This window comes from Pseudomonas sp. NFPP04 (genome assembly GCF_900113815.1).
Taxonomy (GTDB): Bacteria; Pseudomonadota; Gammaproteobacteria; order Pseudomonadales; family Pseudomonadaceae; genus Aquipseudomonas; species Aquipseudomonas extremorientalis.
Genome location: NZ_FOQS01000011.1, coordinates 46,941 through 62,366, shown reverse-complemented (window position 1 = coordinate 62,366; position 15,426 = coordinate 46,941). Strand labels below are relative to the sequence as shown.

The window sequence follows — 15,426 nt, the reverse complement described above, 5'->3', positions numbered from 1 at the left end:
CGTCCATGACCAGCAGTCCCGAACACGCCAGGCTCTTGCGCCTGGCCACCCGCGCTTCGGTGGGCGTGGCCTGTGCGCTGATTATCACCAAGGCCATCGCCTGGTGGCTCAGCGGCTCGGTGAGCATGCTCGCCGGCTTGACCGATTCGCTGTTGGACGGCGTGACCTCGCTGTTGAATTTGCTCGCGGTGCACTACGCCTTGCGTCCGGCCGATGACGATCACCGCTATGGGCATGGCAAGGCTGAGTCGCTGTCCGGCATGGCCCAGGCGCTATTTATCGGCGTCAGTGCGGTGTTGATCGCGTTCCAGGCCTACCAGCGCCTGCAACACCCGGAGCCGGTCGGCGCACCGTGGCTGAGCATTGGCGTGATTGTGTTTTCCCTGGTCCTGACCGTGGCCTTGTTGATGCTGCAACACCGGGTGATCCGCGAAACCGGCTCCAACGCCGTGCGCGCCGACTCACTGCACTATCGCTCGGACCTGCTGCTCAACGGCAGCATCCTGGTGGCGCTGGTGCTGGCAGGGTTTGGCTACCATCAGGTGGACGCCTGGTTCGGCCTGGGCATTGCCGCCTATATCTTGTGGAGCGCGATCCAGATCGCCCGGGAAAGTTTTGCGGTACTGATGGACGAGGAGCTGCCGCCGGAGGTCAGCCAGCACATGCTGGAACTGGCCCGTGGTGTGCCCGGAGTGTTGGGCGCCCATGATTTGCGCACGCGGATTTCCGGCAGCCACTGGTTCGTACAGCTGCACCTGGAATTGCCGGGGGAATTGACGCTGTCAGTGGCCCACGGCATCAGCGACCAGGCCGCCAATGCCATTCACAAAGCCTACCCGCGTGCCGAAGTGCTGGTGCACGCCGACCCACGGGAAGTGGTCACGGGCAATAAACCCTAGTACTGCACCTGATAGCCGCGACTGCTCAGGCAGTTGCCCTGGGCCTGGCGATAGGTTTGCACCACTGCCGGGTCGGGGGCGTAGGTCACTTGCTGCGGGTCGAAACCGCTTTGCTGCACCGCCCAGCGATAGCAGTCATAACCGTCCTGCTGCACCTGGGCCGGCGACTGGCCGTTGACGGGGTACGCCACCACGTCATAGCCATTGCCTTGCGGCGCGGGCGGCGGCGGCACCTGCGTCGGTGGTTGCACGACCACGTACTGCTGGGAGCTGCTTTCGTAGGTGTAATAGGCACCTGCGGCGAGGAAGAACAGCGCGCCACCCACCCACACTTCACGCGCGTAGTCCGGCAGGTAATGCACACGGATGCCGTACGGTGGCGTCACCACCACATAACGCGGGCCTTGCGGGCGATACCAATAGCCGCCGGAGTAGAAGTAATCCTGGCCACGGTAAGGCACACGGTAGTTGCGGTCGGGGAAACGGTCGATCACATAGCCCGGGCGATGTTGCGGGCCGAGGCCCCAGCCATTGCCATGACCGTCGGGGCGCCCTGGCCAGCGGTTGTCGCCGGGACGCGAGCCGGGCCCGCCGGCTTCCCAGTGTTGATTGCCGTCATTGCGGCGCGGGATGTCGCGGTAGTAGCCCTGACGGGGCTCCTGGGTCTGGCGTACGGTGTCGGGGCGGCCCTGGATCGGCAGGTTGTTCGACGGTTGTGGCGGTGGGGGTTGCACCGGCCGCCCCTGCTCATTGCCCTGGGGACGTCCCTGCCATTGGCCGCCACCGTTCTGGCCGCCGCGATCAAAGTGCTGATTCTGCGGGCGTGGCTGATTGTTCTCCGGCCGTGGCGGGTTGCTCTGCGGGCGCGGCTGTTCATTGCCCCCTGGCCGTCCGCCCTCCGGCCCTCTTTCATGCTGACCACCGCCTTCACCACGCGGCCCGTTGTCACGTTCGTCGGCCACTGCCTGGGCGCCAACGGTGACCACCAGCAAACCTACACCTGCCATACGCCAGATGCGCTTCATGCTATTCCTCACTGCGGATTAGGGCCTGTCCATGAGACTGGAAAAGCCAGGCCCGGTTCTCGCACAGGTTATCAGCAGGCAAAAGAAAAGGGGTGACCCGTCGGCCACCCCTTGAGAACTTCGTCCTGGCTCAACGCTTTTGACGTTGGCTCACCTCACGCCGTCTTGTGGACAGTGTGCAGCCTGGAGGCCGGCTCAACCCTGCTGGGGTAGCGGCCGCAGCGAGCCTGATTGGGCGGGCTGCTGTGGACTGTTGTCCAGGCGGTGATTCTGTTGATAAAGATACCCGTAGACGGCCGACAGATGATTGCGAAGATTGCGTCAATAAACAGTGCTTGCGCAATTTTTAACCCTTCATGGATAATTCGCCGCAATAGTTACGACAAAGGCCAACCCAATGAGCAAGCTTGACCGATACGACCTGAGTATTTTGGCGGAATTGCAGCGCGACGCGAGGATCTCCAACCAGGAGTTGGCCGAACGCATCGGCCTGTCGCCGTCGCCCTGCTCACGCCGGGTCAAGCAACTGGAGGATGACGGCTACATCGCCCGCCAGGTCGCGTTGCTCGACCGAAAGATGCTCGGCCTGAGCCTGACCGCCTACGTGCTGATCGGCATGGACCGCCATACCCCCGAGCGTTTCGAGAACTTCGAGGCGGCGATCCGCACCCTGCCCCAGGTGCTGGAGTGCAGTTTGGTGACGGGGATGGATGCGGACTATCAGTTGAAGGTGGTGGTGCCGGACATGGACCACTACCAGAAATTGCTGCTCGGACACTTGACCCGCATCGAAGGTGTGACCAGCGTGCGCTCCAGCTTTGTGCTCAATCAGGTATTGAACAGCACCGAACTGCCCCTGACCCACCTGCGCACTTAAGATCGGTGAAGGTCAAATGTGGGAGGGGGCTTGCCCCCGATGGCTGAGTGTCAGTCAGTTATTTATCAACTGACCCACCGCTATCGGGGGCAAGCCCCCTCCCACATTTGGATTGCACTTCGATCCAGGTCAATGTTGCGTCGGTAACGCTGCCGTATACTGCCCGCCTGCCCTGTCGGAAAAATCCCCCATGAACAACATCGACCCCGCCCTCTTCGAAGAATGGATGATGACCGGCCTGGTCACGATCCTGATCATTTTCATGGGTTTTATCGTCTGGGATCTGGCGAAGAAGTCCAAGGCCGGGCGCTTTGGCTCGTTCATTCTGTTCTTCGTGCTGGGCCTGGGCGTGGCCGCGTTCATCATCAAGAGCGTGGTGATCGGCCTGATCGAGTCCGGCGCCTTATAAGCGCGCCGGCACTTCCTTCCACTGGCCTTGGTCCAGGCCGTCGATCGACCAATCGCCAATCCGCACGCGCACCAGACGCAAAGTAGGCAAACCGACAGCAGCGGTCATGCGCCGTACCTGTCGGTTGCGCCCCTCACGAATGACCAGTTCCAGCCAATGCGTCGGGACGCTTTTGCGAAAGCGCACGGGCGGGTTGCGCGGCCACAGCTCGGGCTCATCCAACTGCCGAGCCTCGGCGGGCAAGGTCATGCCGTCGTTCAGTTCGACGCCTTTGCGCAGGCGTTGCAACTGTTCTTCGGTGGGTTCGCCTTCCACCTGCACCCAGTAGGTTTTCGCCAGTTTATGTTTGGGATCGGCAATCCGTGCCTGCAACTGGCCGTCATTGGTCAGCAGCAGCAGGCCTTCGCTGTCACGGTCCAAACGGCCCGCCGGGTAGATGCCGGGAATATCGATGAAATCCTTGAGCGTCGCGCGGCCGCCTTCGTCGCTGAACTGGGTCAGCACATCGAACGGTTTATTGAACAGGATCAACTTCGGTTCGGCCGGAGGCGCCTTGGCGACACGCCGCGCAGCGGAATACGGGGGTTTCACGCCAGGGCGGCGCGAATCGGGACGGGTGGGACGGGACATGGCAAAGGAACATCTAACGGTCAGGACCGACAATGCTAGTGGCCTGACCGTTAAATGACCATCCCAACCGCTTAGCGGAACGGCGGCTCGTCGAAGCTGCGCAGTTTGCGCGAGTGCAGCGAGTTGAGTTCGGTGCGCAACAGGTCCACCGCCTCGATGCCGATCTTCAAGTGCTGGCTGACCGCACGCTCATAGAACGCGTTGGCCGAACCCGGCAGCTTGATTTCGCTGTGCAGCGGTTTGTCCGATACACACAACAAGGTGCCGTACGGCACCCGCAAACGATAGCCTTGCGCGGCGATGGTGCCGCTCTCCATGTCCACGGCCACGGCGCGGGACAGGTTGATCAGTGGGCGTTCCTGGGCCCAGCGCAGTTCCCAGTTACGGTCGTCGTAGGTCAACACGGTGCCGGTACGCAGGCGTTTTTTCAGCTCTTCGCCTTTTTCGCCGGTAACGTTAGCCGCCGCTTGCTGCAACGCAAGCTGCACTTCAGCCAGCGCCGGGATCGGGATGTTCGGCGGCACCACGCGGTCGAGAATACCGTCGCGGCGCATGTAGGCGTGCGCCAGTACGTAGTCGCCGATGGTCTGGGATTGGCGCAGGCCGCCGCAGTGGCCGATCATCAGCCAGCAATGCGGACGCAGCACGGCCAAGTGGTCGGTGATGTTCTTGGCGTTGGACGGGCCGACGCCGATGTTCACCAGGGTCACGCCATGGCCATCAGTGGCCTGCAGGTGATAGGCCGGCATCTGGTAACGGTGCCACACCACACCGGCGGCAATTGCCGACGCCTCGCCGTGATCCATGCTCTTGTCGATCACCACGTTGCCCGGCAGCACCATGCGGATAAAGCGCGGGTCGCTGCGCAGTTGCTCCAGGCCATGCAGGATGAACTGGTCGACATACCGGTGGTAGTTGGTCAGCAGGATCCACGGCTGCACATGGCGCCAGTCGCTGCCGGTGTAGTGCACCAGGCGGCGCAGGGAGAAGTCCACGCGGGCCGCATCGAACAGTGCCAGGGGCAGTGGGTCGGTGTTTTCCCAGTCGTACAAGCCGTCGGCGATGCCATCGGTGGCGGCCGACAGGTCGGTGCTGGGGAATACACGGGCCAGGGTCGCGGCGGTCACGCCGGAACCGGCCAGTTCGTCGCCCTGCTCCACCACGTACGGGTACGGGATGTTCTGCTGGCTCACGCCGACTTCCACGGTCACGGTGAAGTCGTGCATCAACGGCACCAGTTGCTCCAGCAGGTATTTACGGAACGCCGCAGGATGGGTGACGGTGACGCTGTAGGTTCCCGGCAACTGGACCTTGGCATACGCCCGGGTGGTCTGTGGGACTTCGCCGTGGCAATGGTAGGTCAGGCGCAGTTCCGGGTAGCGAAACAGCGCACGTTGTTCGGCGTCGGGCTCGACGCGGTCTTTGAGGTATTGCTTGAGGGCTTGATTGAGCGCGCCAGTGGCACGCTCGTGCAGGGCCGCCAGCCGGTCCACGGCTTCTTCAGCGGTTTGAACGACAACAAAAGCTTCGGTCACGGTAAGCATCCTGTGTTCTGACTTGCAGGCCTTTATCTTGCCTGTATACCGGCCTCACCGAAACACCAGAGTTGGAATGCGGTAAATGTGGGAGGGGGCTTGCCCCGATAGCTGACTGTCAGCCAACACATCTATCGCTGACACACCGCTATCGGGGGCAAGCCCCCTCCCACATGTTTACCGCATTTTAGTCCGATAGATTGGGGGTGGAACGGGCGATGAGAGCCTCCACATCTACGCCGCGTGGCAAGGTTCCATACACACGGCCAGACAAGCCACCCAACCGACTGGCAATAAACCCATCACTCACCGCCGCATTCCCCGCCTCCAGCAACAATTTGGCCTGCAATGCCACGGCGATGTCTTCGGTGAGTTGCCGCGCACGGTACTGGATGTCCTGGGTATCCATGAATGCCGACTTCAACTGCTCGATATGCCGCGCCAGCTGCCGGTCGCCGTGCCCATCGCCCAGTTCGACAAACAGCGCCTCCAGCACGCCCGGCTCTTTCGACAACGCCCGCAGCACGTCCAGGCACTGCACATTGCCGGACCCTTCCCACGTCGAGTTCACCGGTGCCTCACGGTACAGGCGCGGCAGAATGCTGTCTTCCACATACCCCGCGCCGCCCATGCACTCAGCGGCCTCGTTGATCATCGCTGGCGCACGTTTGCAGATCCAATACTTGCCCACCGCCGTCACCAGCCGGGCGAACTTGGCTTCCTGTTCATCGTCCAGATGATCCAGCGCACGGCCCATGCGCAGGCTCAGGGCCAGTGCGGATTCGCTTTCCAGCGCCAGGTCCGCCAGCACGTTCTGCATCAACGGCTGCTCGCTGAGCACGCGGCCGCCGACCGAACGATGGGCACAATGATGGCTGGCCTGGGTCAGCGCCTGGCGCATCAGGGCGCTGGAGCCGACCATGCAATCGAAGCGAGTCATGGCGACCATCTCGATGATGGTCGGCACGCCACGGCCTTCTTCGCCGATCATCCAGGCCAGGGCGCCACGGAATTCGACTTCGCTGGAAGCGTTGGAGCAGTTGCCGAGTTTGTTTTTCAGGCGCTGGATGTAGAACTCGTTGCGTGTGTCATCCGGACGGTGCCGGGGCAGCAGGAAACAGGTGAGGCCCTTGTCGGTTTGCGCCAGGGTCAAGAACGCATCACACATCGGTGCCGAACAGAACCACTTGTGGCCCACCAGTTCATAGGCCTGCCCTGGCCCGCCAGCGCCCACCGGATATGCCCGGGTGGTGTTGGCACGCACATCGGTGCCGCCCTGCTTCTCAGTCATGGCCATGCCGATGGTGGCACCGGCCTTGTGGGCGATGCCAACGTTGCGCGAATCGTATTGGGTGCCGAGGACTTTCGGCAGCCAGATATCGGCCAGGTCCGGCTGCAAACGCAGCGCCGGCACACAGGCGAAGGTCATGGTCAGCGGACAGCCGGTGCCCGCTTCGGCCTGGCTGTGCAGGTAGGTCATGGCGGCGCGGGCCACGTGGGCGCCGGACTGCGGATGGGCCCAGGGCAGTGACGGCAGGCCGTGTTCGACGGCGGTGCGCATCAGCTCGTGATAAGCCGGGTGAAATTCCACGAGGTCGATGCGACGACCATAACGGTCATGGCTGTTGAACACCGGCTTGTTCTGGTTGGCCAGGAACCCGGCTTCCATCAACGGCCCGCCCGCCAACGCACCGTAGGCGTCGATACGCGCCTGCGCCCAGCCGGCGCCAAAGCGGCGCGACCATTCCTGCAGGGGCAGATCGATACGGTACAGGTTGGTGCCGTCCAGGGACGGCGGTTGGTTGGTGACGTCGTGGGTTTCGGCGAATTGATGCAGATTCATGACGGGCCTCCAAGAAAAAAGGCCACGTTCAGTTGAGGCCTGCATTTCAGTTAAGCACCGTCATACCGCTTAAAAAAGTGACATACCCGCCGATTGTCCGGCGCTTTTGCCCTCTAACGGGCACAACAACCGACGCTCCAACACCACCTGCAACGCCTCGAAACGTACAGGCTTGGCCAGGCGCTCGGAAATCCCGATGCCATGGCAGCCCTCGCGCTCCGACACATTCAGTGACGAGCTCAAGGCGATCACCGGTAATTCGCCGCAGCCAGGCAACGCACGAATCTGACAGCACAACGAGAAACCGCCTTCTGGAACATCCAACAGCACTGCATCGAAATCCGCTGCCTGCAACGCCGCCAGCGCGCTCGGGCCGCTGTCCACGGTTTTCACCCGGTAACCGAGCTTGAGCAACATACCGCGCACCGCCAATTGGCCGACGCTGTTGTCATCCACCAACAGCACCGAGCATTCCTGGGGCGCACGTTGTTTGTCCGGTCCAGGCTTTGACTCGGACGGGACCGGGCTGACCTCTACTTCCAGCTGAAAGCGGCTGCCTTTGCGCGGCTCGGAATGATGGGTGAGGCGCCCGCCCAGCAGTTCGACCAGTTGCCGGCAGATGGCCAGGCCGATGCCCAGGCCGCCGTACTCACGAGTGGTGGAGCCATCCAGCTGGAAGAAGCGCTGGTACAGGGTGGCTTCATCAAGGAAAGCAAAGCCGATCCCGGTGTCGGTGACGATAAAACTCAGGCGAAGGCGACCATCGCTGTGGGGCACACCGACCACCCGCAGGCGCACCGAACCTTCGTGGGTGAACTTGAAGGCGTTATCCAGCAGGCAATCGAGGCACTGCAGCAGTTTGTCGGCATCGCCCAGCACGCGGTCCGGCAGCTCGTCCGCCACATCGATGGAAAAGGCCAGGCCCTTGCTCTGGGCGCTGGCGCTGAACTGCTGGCGCAAGGTGTCGAGCGTACCGCGCAGGCTGAACACCTCGGGCCGTGCAACCAAGCGTCCGGCCTGCAACTCGGTGAGGGTAAGGATGCCGTTGACCATGCGCATCATGTCCCGCGCCGAGCCGGCGGCGGTTTGCTGGTACTGCGCCAGATCCGCATCCAGCGGCACGGTTTGCATGAGTTCGAGGGAGCCGATCACACCGTTCATCGGGGTGCGCAGTTCGTGAGTCAGGGTGGCGAGGAATTCATCCTTGAGGCGGTTGCTGCGGGCCAATTGCTGGTTGAGCACTTCGAGCTTCTGGCTGGCATCGAACAGGATCTGCGCCTGTTGCTCACGCATTGCGTTGATGCGGTCGGCCAGGGCCAGGGACAACAACGCTACTTCGATCGCCGAACCGATCTGGCTGGCGTACATGGTCAGGAACACATTCGGCAGGTAGCCCAGCACCATCAGGGTATTGACCACCCCGCCGAGCAGGAACGCCGACCAGGCAATGATGAAATAGCGCGCCACCCGCTGCCCGCAATACCAGGCCTTGATGGCCGCGACAAAGATGGTCACGGTAAATACCAGCGCCAAGCCGGTGGCCAGGCGCAGCGCCAGGGCGTAGCTGGTCATCAACGACAGCAGCATCACCACACCGCCACACGCCACCAGCCCCAGCAACAGACGGTTGATCCAGCGGCTGTGCTGGGCCGTGTGCAGAAAGCTGCGCGCAAACAGGCTGCCGAACAACGCGGCCGAGCCAATCAGGAACGGCGTCGCCGCATTCGCCCACCAGGGGTTGTCCGGCCAGAAGTACTCCACTGCCGCGCCGTTGACCGACAGCTGGTACATGCCGAATGAAGCGATATACAGGATGTAATAGAGGTAGCTGGTGTCGCGCACGCTGAGATAGATGAACAGGTTGTACACCAGCATGCCCAGCAACACGCCGTAGATCAGGCCCAACACATACAGGCGCAGCGGCTGTTGTTCCAGGTAGGCGGTGCTGGACCACAGCGTCAAGGGCGCCTGGATCGAGCCTTCGCTTTGCAGGCGCAGGTAGACGGTTTTCGCTTCGCCCGGCGTGAAGTCGAGCTTGAACAGGTAGTTGTTCTGGCGAATCTCACGGGCGGCAAACGGCAGCGCATCCCCTGTGCGCCCGGCGAGGCGATAGGTGCCTGTGCTGTCGGGCAGGTACAGGTCCAGATGGTCGAGCGGCGGGTAGGCCAGCTCCAGCAACCAGGTGCGTTGGGCTTCAGGATTCTGAGGCAGGTAGTGCAGATTGACCTTGAGCCAGAACACCGAACGTGAGTAACCGGCGTTGAGCGTGTCTTTATCGTGGGGCTTGAACTGCGTGACGGCAGAGGGTGCGCTGACATCGGCGATCGTGAGGGCATCGGTCGGGTCTTCGAGCACTTGCAAGGCTCGACCCAGCGGCAGACTGCGCGTGTCCTGGTTGAACTCGATGGCGCTGGCGAGCAGCGGCAGCCCGCACAACAATAAAATCAGCAAATAGCGCATAGAGCCCCAGCGTGGCCTGCCCGGTTATGTCAAAAAGCCCCCCATTCCTTTTGAGAAGACGTACACCGGCAATACAGTTAGTAGTTTGGATCCACTCTAGCATAGCCACTAAAGGCTATTAGACACCATTGAAATAATTTTTTGAAAGGCTCTAGAACGCGGCTTTCAGCAATGTTCATGCACTCACCTGGATTGCTGAAACCTTCCACCCGCGGTGAAAATCCTCTTTCGCGCAACAGCCCCGCCAAAAGCGTTTGGTGGTAAGCTCGCGCACCATGAATATCTACAGCTCTCGCCCCGTTGTCCTCTGTCTCTCCGGCCATGACCCCAGTGGTGGCGCCGGCTTGCAGGCAGATATCGAAGCCCTGCTCGCCCAGGGTTGCCACGCGGCTCCGGCCGTCACCGCGCTGACCGTGCAGAACACGGTCAACGTCAGCGACTTCCGCGTGCTCGACCGCGAATGGGTACTGGCCCAGGCCAATGCCGTGCTCGGCGACTCCGAAGTGGCGGCGGTCAAGCTCGGCATGCTCGGTTCCACCGCGATGGTCGACACCGTGGTCGAACTGCTGCAGGCGCATCCGCACCTGCCGGTGGTGTGCGACCCGGTACTGCGCGCCGGTGGCGGCGGTAGCCTGGGCAAGGACGAGGTCGGTTATGCGATGCGCGAGCGGCTGTTGCCGTTGTCGCTGATCGCCACGCCGAACCTGCCCGAAGCGCGCATCCTCGCCGAGCTGCCGGAAGGCTCGGCGGACGAATGCGCCGAGAAGCTGCTGCCGTATATCAGGCATTTGCTGATCACCGGCGGGCATGGCGACGAGCACGAAGTACACAACCGCCTCTACAGCCGCGACGGCACGCGCCAGACCTTTACCTGCCAGCGCCTGCCTGGCAGTTATCACGGTTCGGGCTGCACGCTGGCCAGTGCCCTGTCGGGCCGGATCGCCCAGGGCGAAGGCCTGGTGAGCGCCGTGCAATCGGCCCTCAACTACACTTGGCGCACCCTGCGTGACGCAGAACAACTCGGCCAGGGCCAGTTCGTGCCGCGCCGTCTGCCGCTGGATTTCTGCTCTTAACAGCACGAGGCCTGCCTGATGAAACTACGTGGCCTTTACGCCATTACCGACAGCCAACTGTTGGCCGGCAAATTCCTCGCCTACGTCGAAGCGGCGCTGGACGGTGGCGTGACCCTGCTGCAATACCGCGACAAAAGCAGCGACGAAGCCCGGCGCCTGCGTGAAGCAGAAAAGCTGCGGGAGCTGTGCTCGCGCTACAAAACCCAACTCATTATCAACGACGACGCCGAACTGGCCGCGCGCCTCGGCGTCGGCGTGCACCTGGGCCAGACCGACGGCCCGCTGACCCCGGCCCGTGCCCTGCTCGGCTCCAAGGCCATCATCGGTTCCACCTGCCACAGCCAGATCGAACTGGCCGAGCAGGCTGCCAAGGAAGGTGCGAGCTACGTCGCCTTCGGTCGCTTCTTCAATTCCAGTACCAAGCCCGGCGCCCCGGCCGCCACCGTCGAAATGCTGGCCCTGGCCCGTGCGCGCCTGCAGCTGCCGATCTGCGTGATCGGCGGCATCACCCTGGAGAACGCCGAACCCCTGGTGGCCCACGGTGCCGACCTGCTGGCGGTGGTGCACGGCCTGTTTGGCGCCGATAGCACCCAGGAAGTCACGCGCCGCGCCCGTGCGTTCAACGACCTTCTTAAAATTTCAGTTTAGAGAGCCCGATCATGTCCCGTTCCGAAACGCTGTTTGCCAATGCCCAGAAACACATCCCCGGCGGTGTGAACTCCCCCGTGCGTGCGTTCAAGAGCGTGGGCGGCACGCCGCTGTTCTTCAAGCATGCCGAAGGCGCCTACGTCACCGACGAAGATGACAAGCGCTACGTGGACTACGTCGGCTCCTGGGGCCCGATGATCCTCGGCCACAGCCACCCGGACGTACTGGACGCGGTGCGCAAGCAACTGGAACACGGCCTGTCCTACGGCGCGCCGACCGCCATGGAAACCGAGATGGCGGACCTGGTCTGCTCGATCGTGCCGTCGATGGAAATGGTGCGCATGGTCAGCTCCGGCACCGAAGCCACCATGAGCGCAATCCGCCTGGCCCGTGGTTTCACCGGCCGCGACAGCATCATCAAGTTCGAAGGCTGCTACCACGGCCACTCCGACAGCCTGTTGGTCAAGGCCGGTTCTGGCGCGCTGACCCAAGGTGTCCCTAGCTCGGCGGGCGTGCCTGCCGCGTTTGCCAAGCACACCCTGACCCTGCCGTTCAACGACATCGCCGCCGTCGAGCAGATGCTCAATGAAGTGGGCCAGGACGTGGCCTGCATCATCGTCGAGCCGGTGGCCGGCAATATGAACTGCGTGCCGCCCGCGCCAGGCTTTCTGGAAGGCCTGCGCGAACAGTGCGACAAACACGGCGTGGTGCTGATTTTCGACGAAGTGATGACCGGTTTCCGCGTCGCCCTCGGCGGCGCCCAGGCGCACTACGGCGTCACGCCGGACCTGAGCACCTTCGGCAAGATCATCGGCGGCGGCATGCCGGTGGGCTGCTTCGGCGGCAAGCGCGAGATCATGCAGCACATCGCGCCGCTTGGCCCGGTGTACCAGGCGGGCACCTTGTCGGGTAACCCACTGGCCATGGCCGCCGGCTTGACCACCCTGCGCCTGATCAGCCGCCCGGGCTTCCACGCCGAGCTGACCGACTACACCACGCGCCTGCTCGACGGCCTGCAACAGCGCGCCGATGCCGCCGGCATTCCGTTTGTCACCACCCAGGCGGGCGGTATGTTCGGCCTGTACTTCAGCGGTGCCGACGATATCGTCACTTTTGACGACGTAATGGGCAGCGATGCCGGTCTGTTCAAACGCTTCTTCCACCTGATGCTGGAAGGCGGCGTATACCTGGCACCGAGCGCTTTCGAAGCCGGCTTCACCTCGATCGCCCACGGCGAAGCCGAGCTGAAACTGACCCTCGACGCCGCCGAACGCGCCTTCGCCGCACTGAAGTAACAGGCCGCAACCATCAGGCACCCCGCAAACGGTGTCTGATTTGCTACTTTGCTTACAGATATTTCCGAGTTTTTCCGAGAATTCACCTGCAATCCGGCAGATAACTTGCCCAAGCAGCAGAAAAACGAGTAAAGACTTTGTAAGCAGAGGCCTGCTTATTTCATAATGCGCGCTTATTGGATCCCCCGAGGGTCCGCGTGCCCCGTCAGAGGTAAGTCGATTCCCATGAAACGCACCGGCCGCACCCTGGTTCTGGGCTGCCTGTTGCTCCTTCAGCCGCTGCTGGCACATGCACAAGCAGGCGGCAACTCGTTGTTAATCCCAGCGATGGGTCGTTGCACCCTCAATACCCAGCCAGACAGCCAGGCCGAACCCCTGAGCGCGTGCCAGAAGCAGGCCGACGGCGGGGATGCGCAGGCGCAATACGAGTTGGGCGAGTACTTCCACGACAGCAAGAACCCTGCCCGCGACCTCAACAAGGCCTTGAGCTACTTCGAGAAAGCGTCGTTGCAGGGCCATGCCCAAGCGCAATTCCAGTTGGGCAACATGTTCTTCAAGGGCGAAGGCGTGCCGGCCAACAACGTCCAGGCCTACATCGTGCTGAAAATGGCCGCGGTCAACGGCGCTGAAGACGCGCTGGACACCGCCGACGAAGTCGCCGAGCACATGCAGCGCGATGAACTGGAAGTGGCGACCCAGGTGCTGGGCCAGATTTTCCGCAACTACCTTCTGGAACTGCAGAGCGCCGATGGGCGTTCGCCCTTCTCACCGCTGCCCTGACAGCCGCCTTACTTCTCCGGCATTGGCATCGGAAATGGCATCACATTGCTGGTGCCCCGCGCCTCGCTGATCTTCGGCGTGCCCAGGCGCTCGACTTCATCGATACGCACAATCGAATGCATCGGCACAAAGCTGCGCACCACGCCTTCGAACTGCGCCTTGAGCTTCTCTTCGCCCGGGTCGACGACCAACTGGGTGCGCTCGCCAAAGACGAACTCTTCCACCTCCAGGAAACCCCACAGATCACTTTGATAGATCTGCTTGGCGTACATTTCGAACACCTGGCCCTGGTTGAGGAAAATCACCTTGTAGATTGGAGCTTCACGTTTGGTCATGGTGGGCGAACAACACATCGGGGATATAAAAGAGGGCGCGAACTATAGCATGGCACCCGATGCACAACGCTAGGAACCAATGGGCATGCCCCCTATAATGCGCGGTTCTTTACCACCAGTTGACGATTCCCATGGCCAAGAAGCTTTACATCGAAACCCACGGTTGCCAGATGAACGAGTACGACAGCTCGCGCATGGTCGATCTGCTGGGCGAACACCAGGCCCTGGAAGTCACCGCCCGCGCCGAAGATGCCGACGTGATCCTGCTCAATACCTGCTCGATCCGCGAGCGGGCCCAGGACCGTGTGTACTCGCAGCTGGGCCGCTGGCGCGAATTGAAACTGGCCAACCCGGACATGGTGATCGCCGTCGGCGGTTGCGTGGCCAGCCAGGAAGGCGCCGCGATCCGCGACCGCGCACCTTATGTCGACGTGGTCTTCGGCCCGCAGACCCTGCACCGCCTGCCGGAAATGATCGACGCCGCGCGCGCTACCAAGCTGCCGCAGGTGGATGTGTCGTTCCCGGAGATCGAAAAATTCGACCACTTGCCCGAACCCCGTATCGATGGGCCAAGCGCCTATGTGTCGGTGATGGAAGGCTGCAGCAAGTACTGTACCTTCTGCGTGGTGCCCTACACACGCGGTGAAGAAGTCAGCCGGCCATTTGACGATGTGCTGTCGGAAATCATCCACCTGGCCGAAAACGGCGTGCGCGAAGTGACCCTGCTGGGCCAGAACGTCAATGGCTACCGCGGCCTGACCGAGGATGGCCGCCTGGCCGACCTGGCGGAGCTGATCCGCGTGGTGGCTGCCGTGGACGGTATCGAGCGCATCCGCTACACCACCTCACACCCGCTGGAGTTCTCCGACAGCCTGATCCAGGCCCACGCTGAAGTGCCGGAACTGGTCAAGCACCTGCACTTGCCGGTGCAATCGGGCTCGGACCGCATCCTGGCGGCCATGAAGCGCAACCACACCGCCCTGGAATACAAATCCAAACTGCGCAAATTGCGCGCAGCGGTGCCGGGCATCTGCATCAGTTCGGACTTTATCGTCGGCTTCCCCGGCGAGACCGAGAAAGACTTCGAGCAGACCATGAAACTGATCGAAGATGTCGGCTTCGACTTCTCCTATTCGTTCGTCTACAGCCAACGCCCCGGCACCCCGGCGGCCGACCTGGCGGACGACACCCCGGAAGCGCTGAAAAAAGAGCGCCTCAATGCGCTGCAACACCGCTTGAACCAGCAGGGTTTCGAGATCAGCCGACAAATGGTCGGGTCTGTCCAGCGCATCCTGGTCACCGACTATTCGAAAAAAGACCCGGGCGAATTGCAGGGGCGTACCGAGAACAACCGAATCGTAAACTTCCGTTGCGATAATCCGACCCTGATCGGCCAGTTTGCCGATGTGCACATCGATGCGGCGCAGCCGCATTCGTTGCGCGGGTCATTGCGGCAATAATTGCCTGATTAGGTGGGAGGGGGCTTGCCCCCGCTGACGGCGTGTCAGACACAGATGTTTTATCTGAACCGGCGCTATCGGGGGCAAGCGCCCTCCCACATTCTGACCGCGCAACATTCCGATGACGTAAGTGCTTTCGCGCACGGGCAGCTGGCGT

Annotated in this window: 14 protein-coding genes; 8 read left to right on the top strand and 6 right to left on the bottom strand. The window is 62.3% G+C overall.

Annotated features, from left to right (window positions below; all coding sequences use genetic code 11):
* Nucleotides 1–5: 5 nt before the first annotated feature.
* A complete protein-coding gene (locus tag BM017_RS21605; RefSeq protein ID WP_092248192.1) occupies nt 6–899 on the top strand; it encodes a cation diffusion facilitator family transporter in 894 nt (297 codons plus the stop codon).
* On the opposite strand, the gene BM017_RS21600 is transcribed toward BM017_RS21605, so the two are convergent.
* Nucleotides 896–1,924, bottom strand: coding sequence for a DUF6515 family protein (locus BM017_RS21600; RefSeq protein WP_092248189.1), 1,029 nt, complete (start codon nt 1,922–1,924; stop codon nt 896–898). The genes BM017_RS21605 and BM017_RS21600 overlap by 4 nt on opposite strands.
* Before the next feature lie 397 nt (nt 1,925–2,321).
* On the opposite strand from BM017_RS21600, the gene BM017_RS21595 reads away from it, so the two are divergent.
* Complete coding sequence (locus BM017_RS21595; RefSeq protein ID WP_003194418.1) at nt 2,322–2,801, top strand: Lrp/AsnC family transcriptional regulator; 480 nt, start codon at nt 2,322–2,324, stop codon at nt 2,799–2,801.
* Between the two features lie 199 nt (nt 2,802–3,000).
* On the top strand, nt 3,001–3,210 hold the full coding sequence (locus tag BM017_RS21590; RefSeq protein WP_025999909.1) for a DUF2788 domain-containing protein: 210 nt from the start codon (nt 3,001–3,003) through the stop codon (nt 3,208–3,210).
* Here BM017_RS21590 and BM017_RS21585 read toward each other — a convergent pair.
* The 4 genes from BM017_RS21585 to BM017_RS21570 form a co-directional block, all read right to left on the bottom strand.
* Nucleotides 3,205–3,840 carry a pseudouridine synthase gene (locus tag BM017_RS21585; RefSeq protein WP_071489914.1) on the bottom strand — a complete coding sequence of 212 codons (636 nt, stop codon included), beginning with the start codon at nt 3,838–3,840 and terminating at the stop codon, nt 3,205–3,207. The two genes, BM017_RS21590 and BM017_RS21585, sit on opposite strands and share 6 nt — an antisense overlap.
* Before the next feature lie 71 nt (nt 3,841–3,911).
* Nucleotides 3,912–5,384, bottom strand: a complete 1,473-nt coding sequence (amn, locus tag BM017_RS21580; protein ID WP_161630243.1) for an AMP nucleosidase — start codon at nt 5,382–5,384, stop codon at nt 3,912–3,914.
* 178 nt (nt 5,385–5,562) lie between these two features.
* Nucleotides 5,563–7,218: an acyl-CoA dehydrogenase family protein gene (locus BM017_RS21575; protein ID WP_092248186.1), complete on the bottom strand. Its 1,656-nt coding sequence runs from the start codon at nt 7,216–7,218 to the stop codon at nt 5,563–5,565.
* Between the two features lie 69 nt (nt 7,219–7,287).
* Entirely contained in the window at nt 7,288–9,678 is a 2,391-nt protein-coding gene (locus BM017_RS21570) for a hybrid sensor histidine kinase/response regulator (RefSeq protein ID WP_092248183.1), read from the bottom strand.
* Nucleotides 9,679–9,953: 275 nt separating this feature from the next.
* Here BM017_RS21570 and BM017_RS21565 point away from each other — a divergent pair, with 275 nt between their 5' ends.
* From BM017_RS21565 to BM017_RS21550, 4 genes are all read left to right on the top strand, one after another.
* Nucleotides 9,954–10,751 carry a hydroxymethylpyrimidine/phosphomethylpyrimidine kinase gene (locus BM017_RS21565; RefSeq protein WP_092248180.1) on the top strand — a complete coding sequence of 266 codons (798 nt, stop codon included), beginning with the start codon at nt 9,954–9,956 and terminating at the stop codon, nt 10,749–10,751.
* Between the two features lie 18 nt (nt 10,752–10,769).
* Nucleotides 10,770–11,399 (top strand): thiamine phosphate synthase, encoded by a 630-nt coding sequence (thiE, locus tag BM017_RS21560; protein WP_092248177.1) that lies wholly within the window; start codon nt 10,770–10,772, stop codon nt 11,397–11,399.
* 11 nt (nt 11,400–11,410) lie between these two features.
* Nucleotides 11,411–12,694: a glutamate-1-semialdehyde 2,1-aminomutase gene (hemL, locus tag BM017_RS21555; RefSeq protein ID WP_092248174.1), complete on the top strand. Its 1,284-nt coding sequence runs from the start codon at nt 11,411–11,413 to the stop codon at nt 12,692–12,694.
* 225 nt (nt 12,695–12,919) lie between these two features.
* The gene (locus tag BM017_RS21550) at nt 12,920–13,474 is read left to right on the top strand and encodes a tetratricopeptide repeat protein (RefSeq protein WP_092248171.1); all 555 of its coding nucleotides are present in this window, start codon (nt 12,920–12,922) and stop codon (nt 13,472–13,474) included.
* Nucleotides 13,475–13,482: 8 nt separating this feature from the next.
* Here the strand turns inward: BM017_RS21550 and BM017_RS21545 are convergent, their stop codons facing one another.
* Nucleotides 13,483–13,809 (bottom strand): DUF1820 family protein, encoded by a 327-nt coding sequence (locus BM017_RS21545; protein WP_003194436.1) that lies wholly within the window; start codon nt 13,807–13,809, stop codon nt 13,483–13,485.
* Between the two features lie 131 nt (nt 13,810–13,940).
* On the opposite strand from BM017_RS21545, the gene miaB reads away from it, so the two are divergent.
* The gene (gene miaB / locus BM017_RS21540) at nt 13,941–15,269 is read left to right on the top strand and encodes a tRNA (N6-isopentenyl adenosine(37)-C2)-methylthiotransferase MiaB (RefSeq protein ID WP_092248168.1); all 1,329 of its coding nucleotides are present in this window, start codon (nt 13,941–13,943) and stop codon (nt 15,267–15,269) included.
* Nucleotides 15,270–15,426 lie beyond the last annotated feature (157 nt).

Bases quoted from the DNA above. Each gene is read 5' to 3' on its own strand.
- hemL (WP_092248174.1), top strand. From the start codon at position 11,411: ATGTCCCGTTCCGAAACGCTGTTTGCCAATGCCCAGAAACACATCCCC.
- amn (WP_161630243.1), bottom strand. From the start codon at position 5,384: ATGCTTACCGTGACCGAAGCTTTTGTTGTCGTTCAAACCGCTGAAGAA.
- thiE (WP_092248177.1), top strand. From the start codon at position 10,770: ATGAAACTACGTGGCCTTTACGCCATTACCGACAGCCAACTGTTGGCC.
- BM017_RS21595 (WP_003194418.1), top strand. From the start codon at position 2,322: ATGAGCAAGCTTGACCGATACGACCTGAGTATTTTGGCGGAATTGCAG.
- BM017_RS21565 (WP_092248180.1), top strand. From the start codon at position 9,954: ATGAATATCTACAGCTCTCGCCCCGTTGTCCTCTGTCTCTCCGGCCAT.
- BM017_RS21600 (WP_092248189.1), bottom strand. From the start codon at position 1,924: ATGAAGCGCATCTGGCGTATGGCAGGTGTAGGTTTGCTGGTGGTCACC.
- BM017_RS21575 (WP_092248186.1), bottom strand. From the start codon at position 7,218: ATGAATCTGCATCAATTCGCCGAAACCCACGACGTCACCAACCAACCG.
- BM017_RS21550 (WP_092248171.1), top strand. From the start codon at position 12,920: ATGAAACGCACCGGCCGCACCCTGGTTCTGGGCTGCCTGTTGCTCCTT.
- BM017_RS21545 (WP_003194436.1), bottom strand. From the start codon at position 13,809: ATGACCAAACGTGAAGCTCCAATCTACAAGGTGATTTTCCTCAACCAG.
- BM017_RS21570 (WP_092248183.1), bottom strand. From the start codon at position 9,678: ATGCGCTATTTGCTGATTTTATTGTTGTGCGGGCTGCCGCTGCTCGCC.
- BM017_RS21585 (WP_071489914.1), bottom strand. From the start codon at position 3,840: ATGTCCCGTCCCACCCGTCCCGATTCGCGCCGCCCTGGCGTGAAACCC.
- BM017_RS21605 (WP_092248192.1), top strand. From the start codon at position 6: ATGACCAGCAGTCCCGAACACGCCAGGCTCTTGCGCCTGGCCACCCGC.
- miaB (WP_092248168.1), top strand. From the start codon at position 13,941: ATGGCCAAGAAGCTTTACATCGAAACCCACGGTTGCCAGATGAACGAG.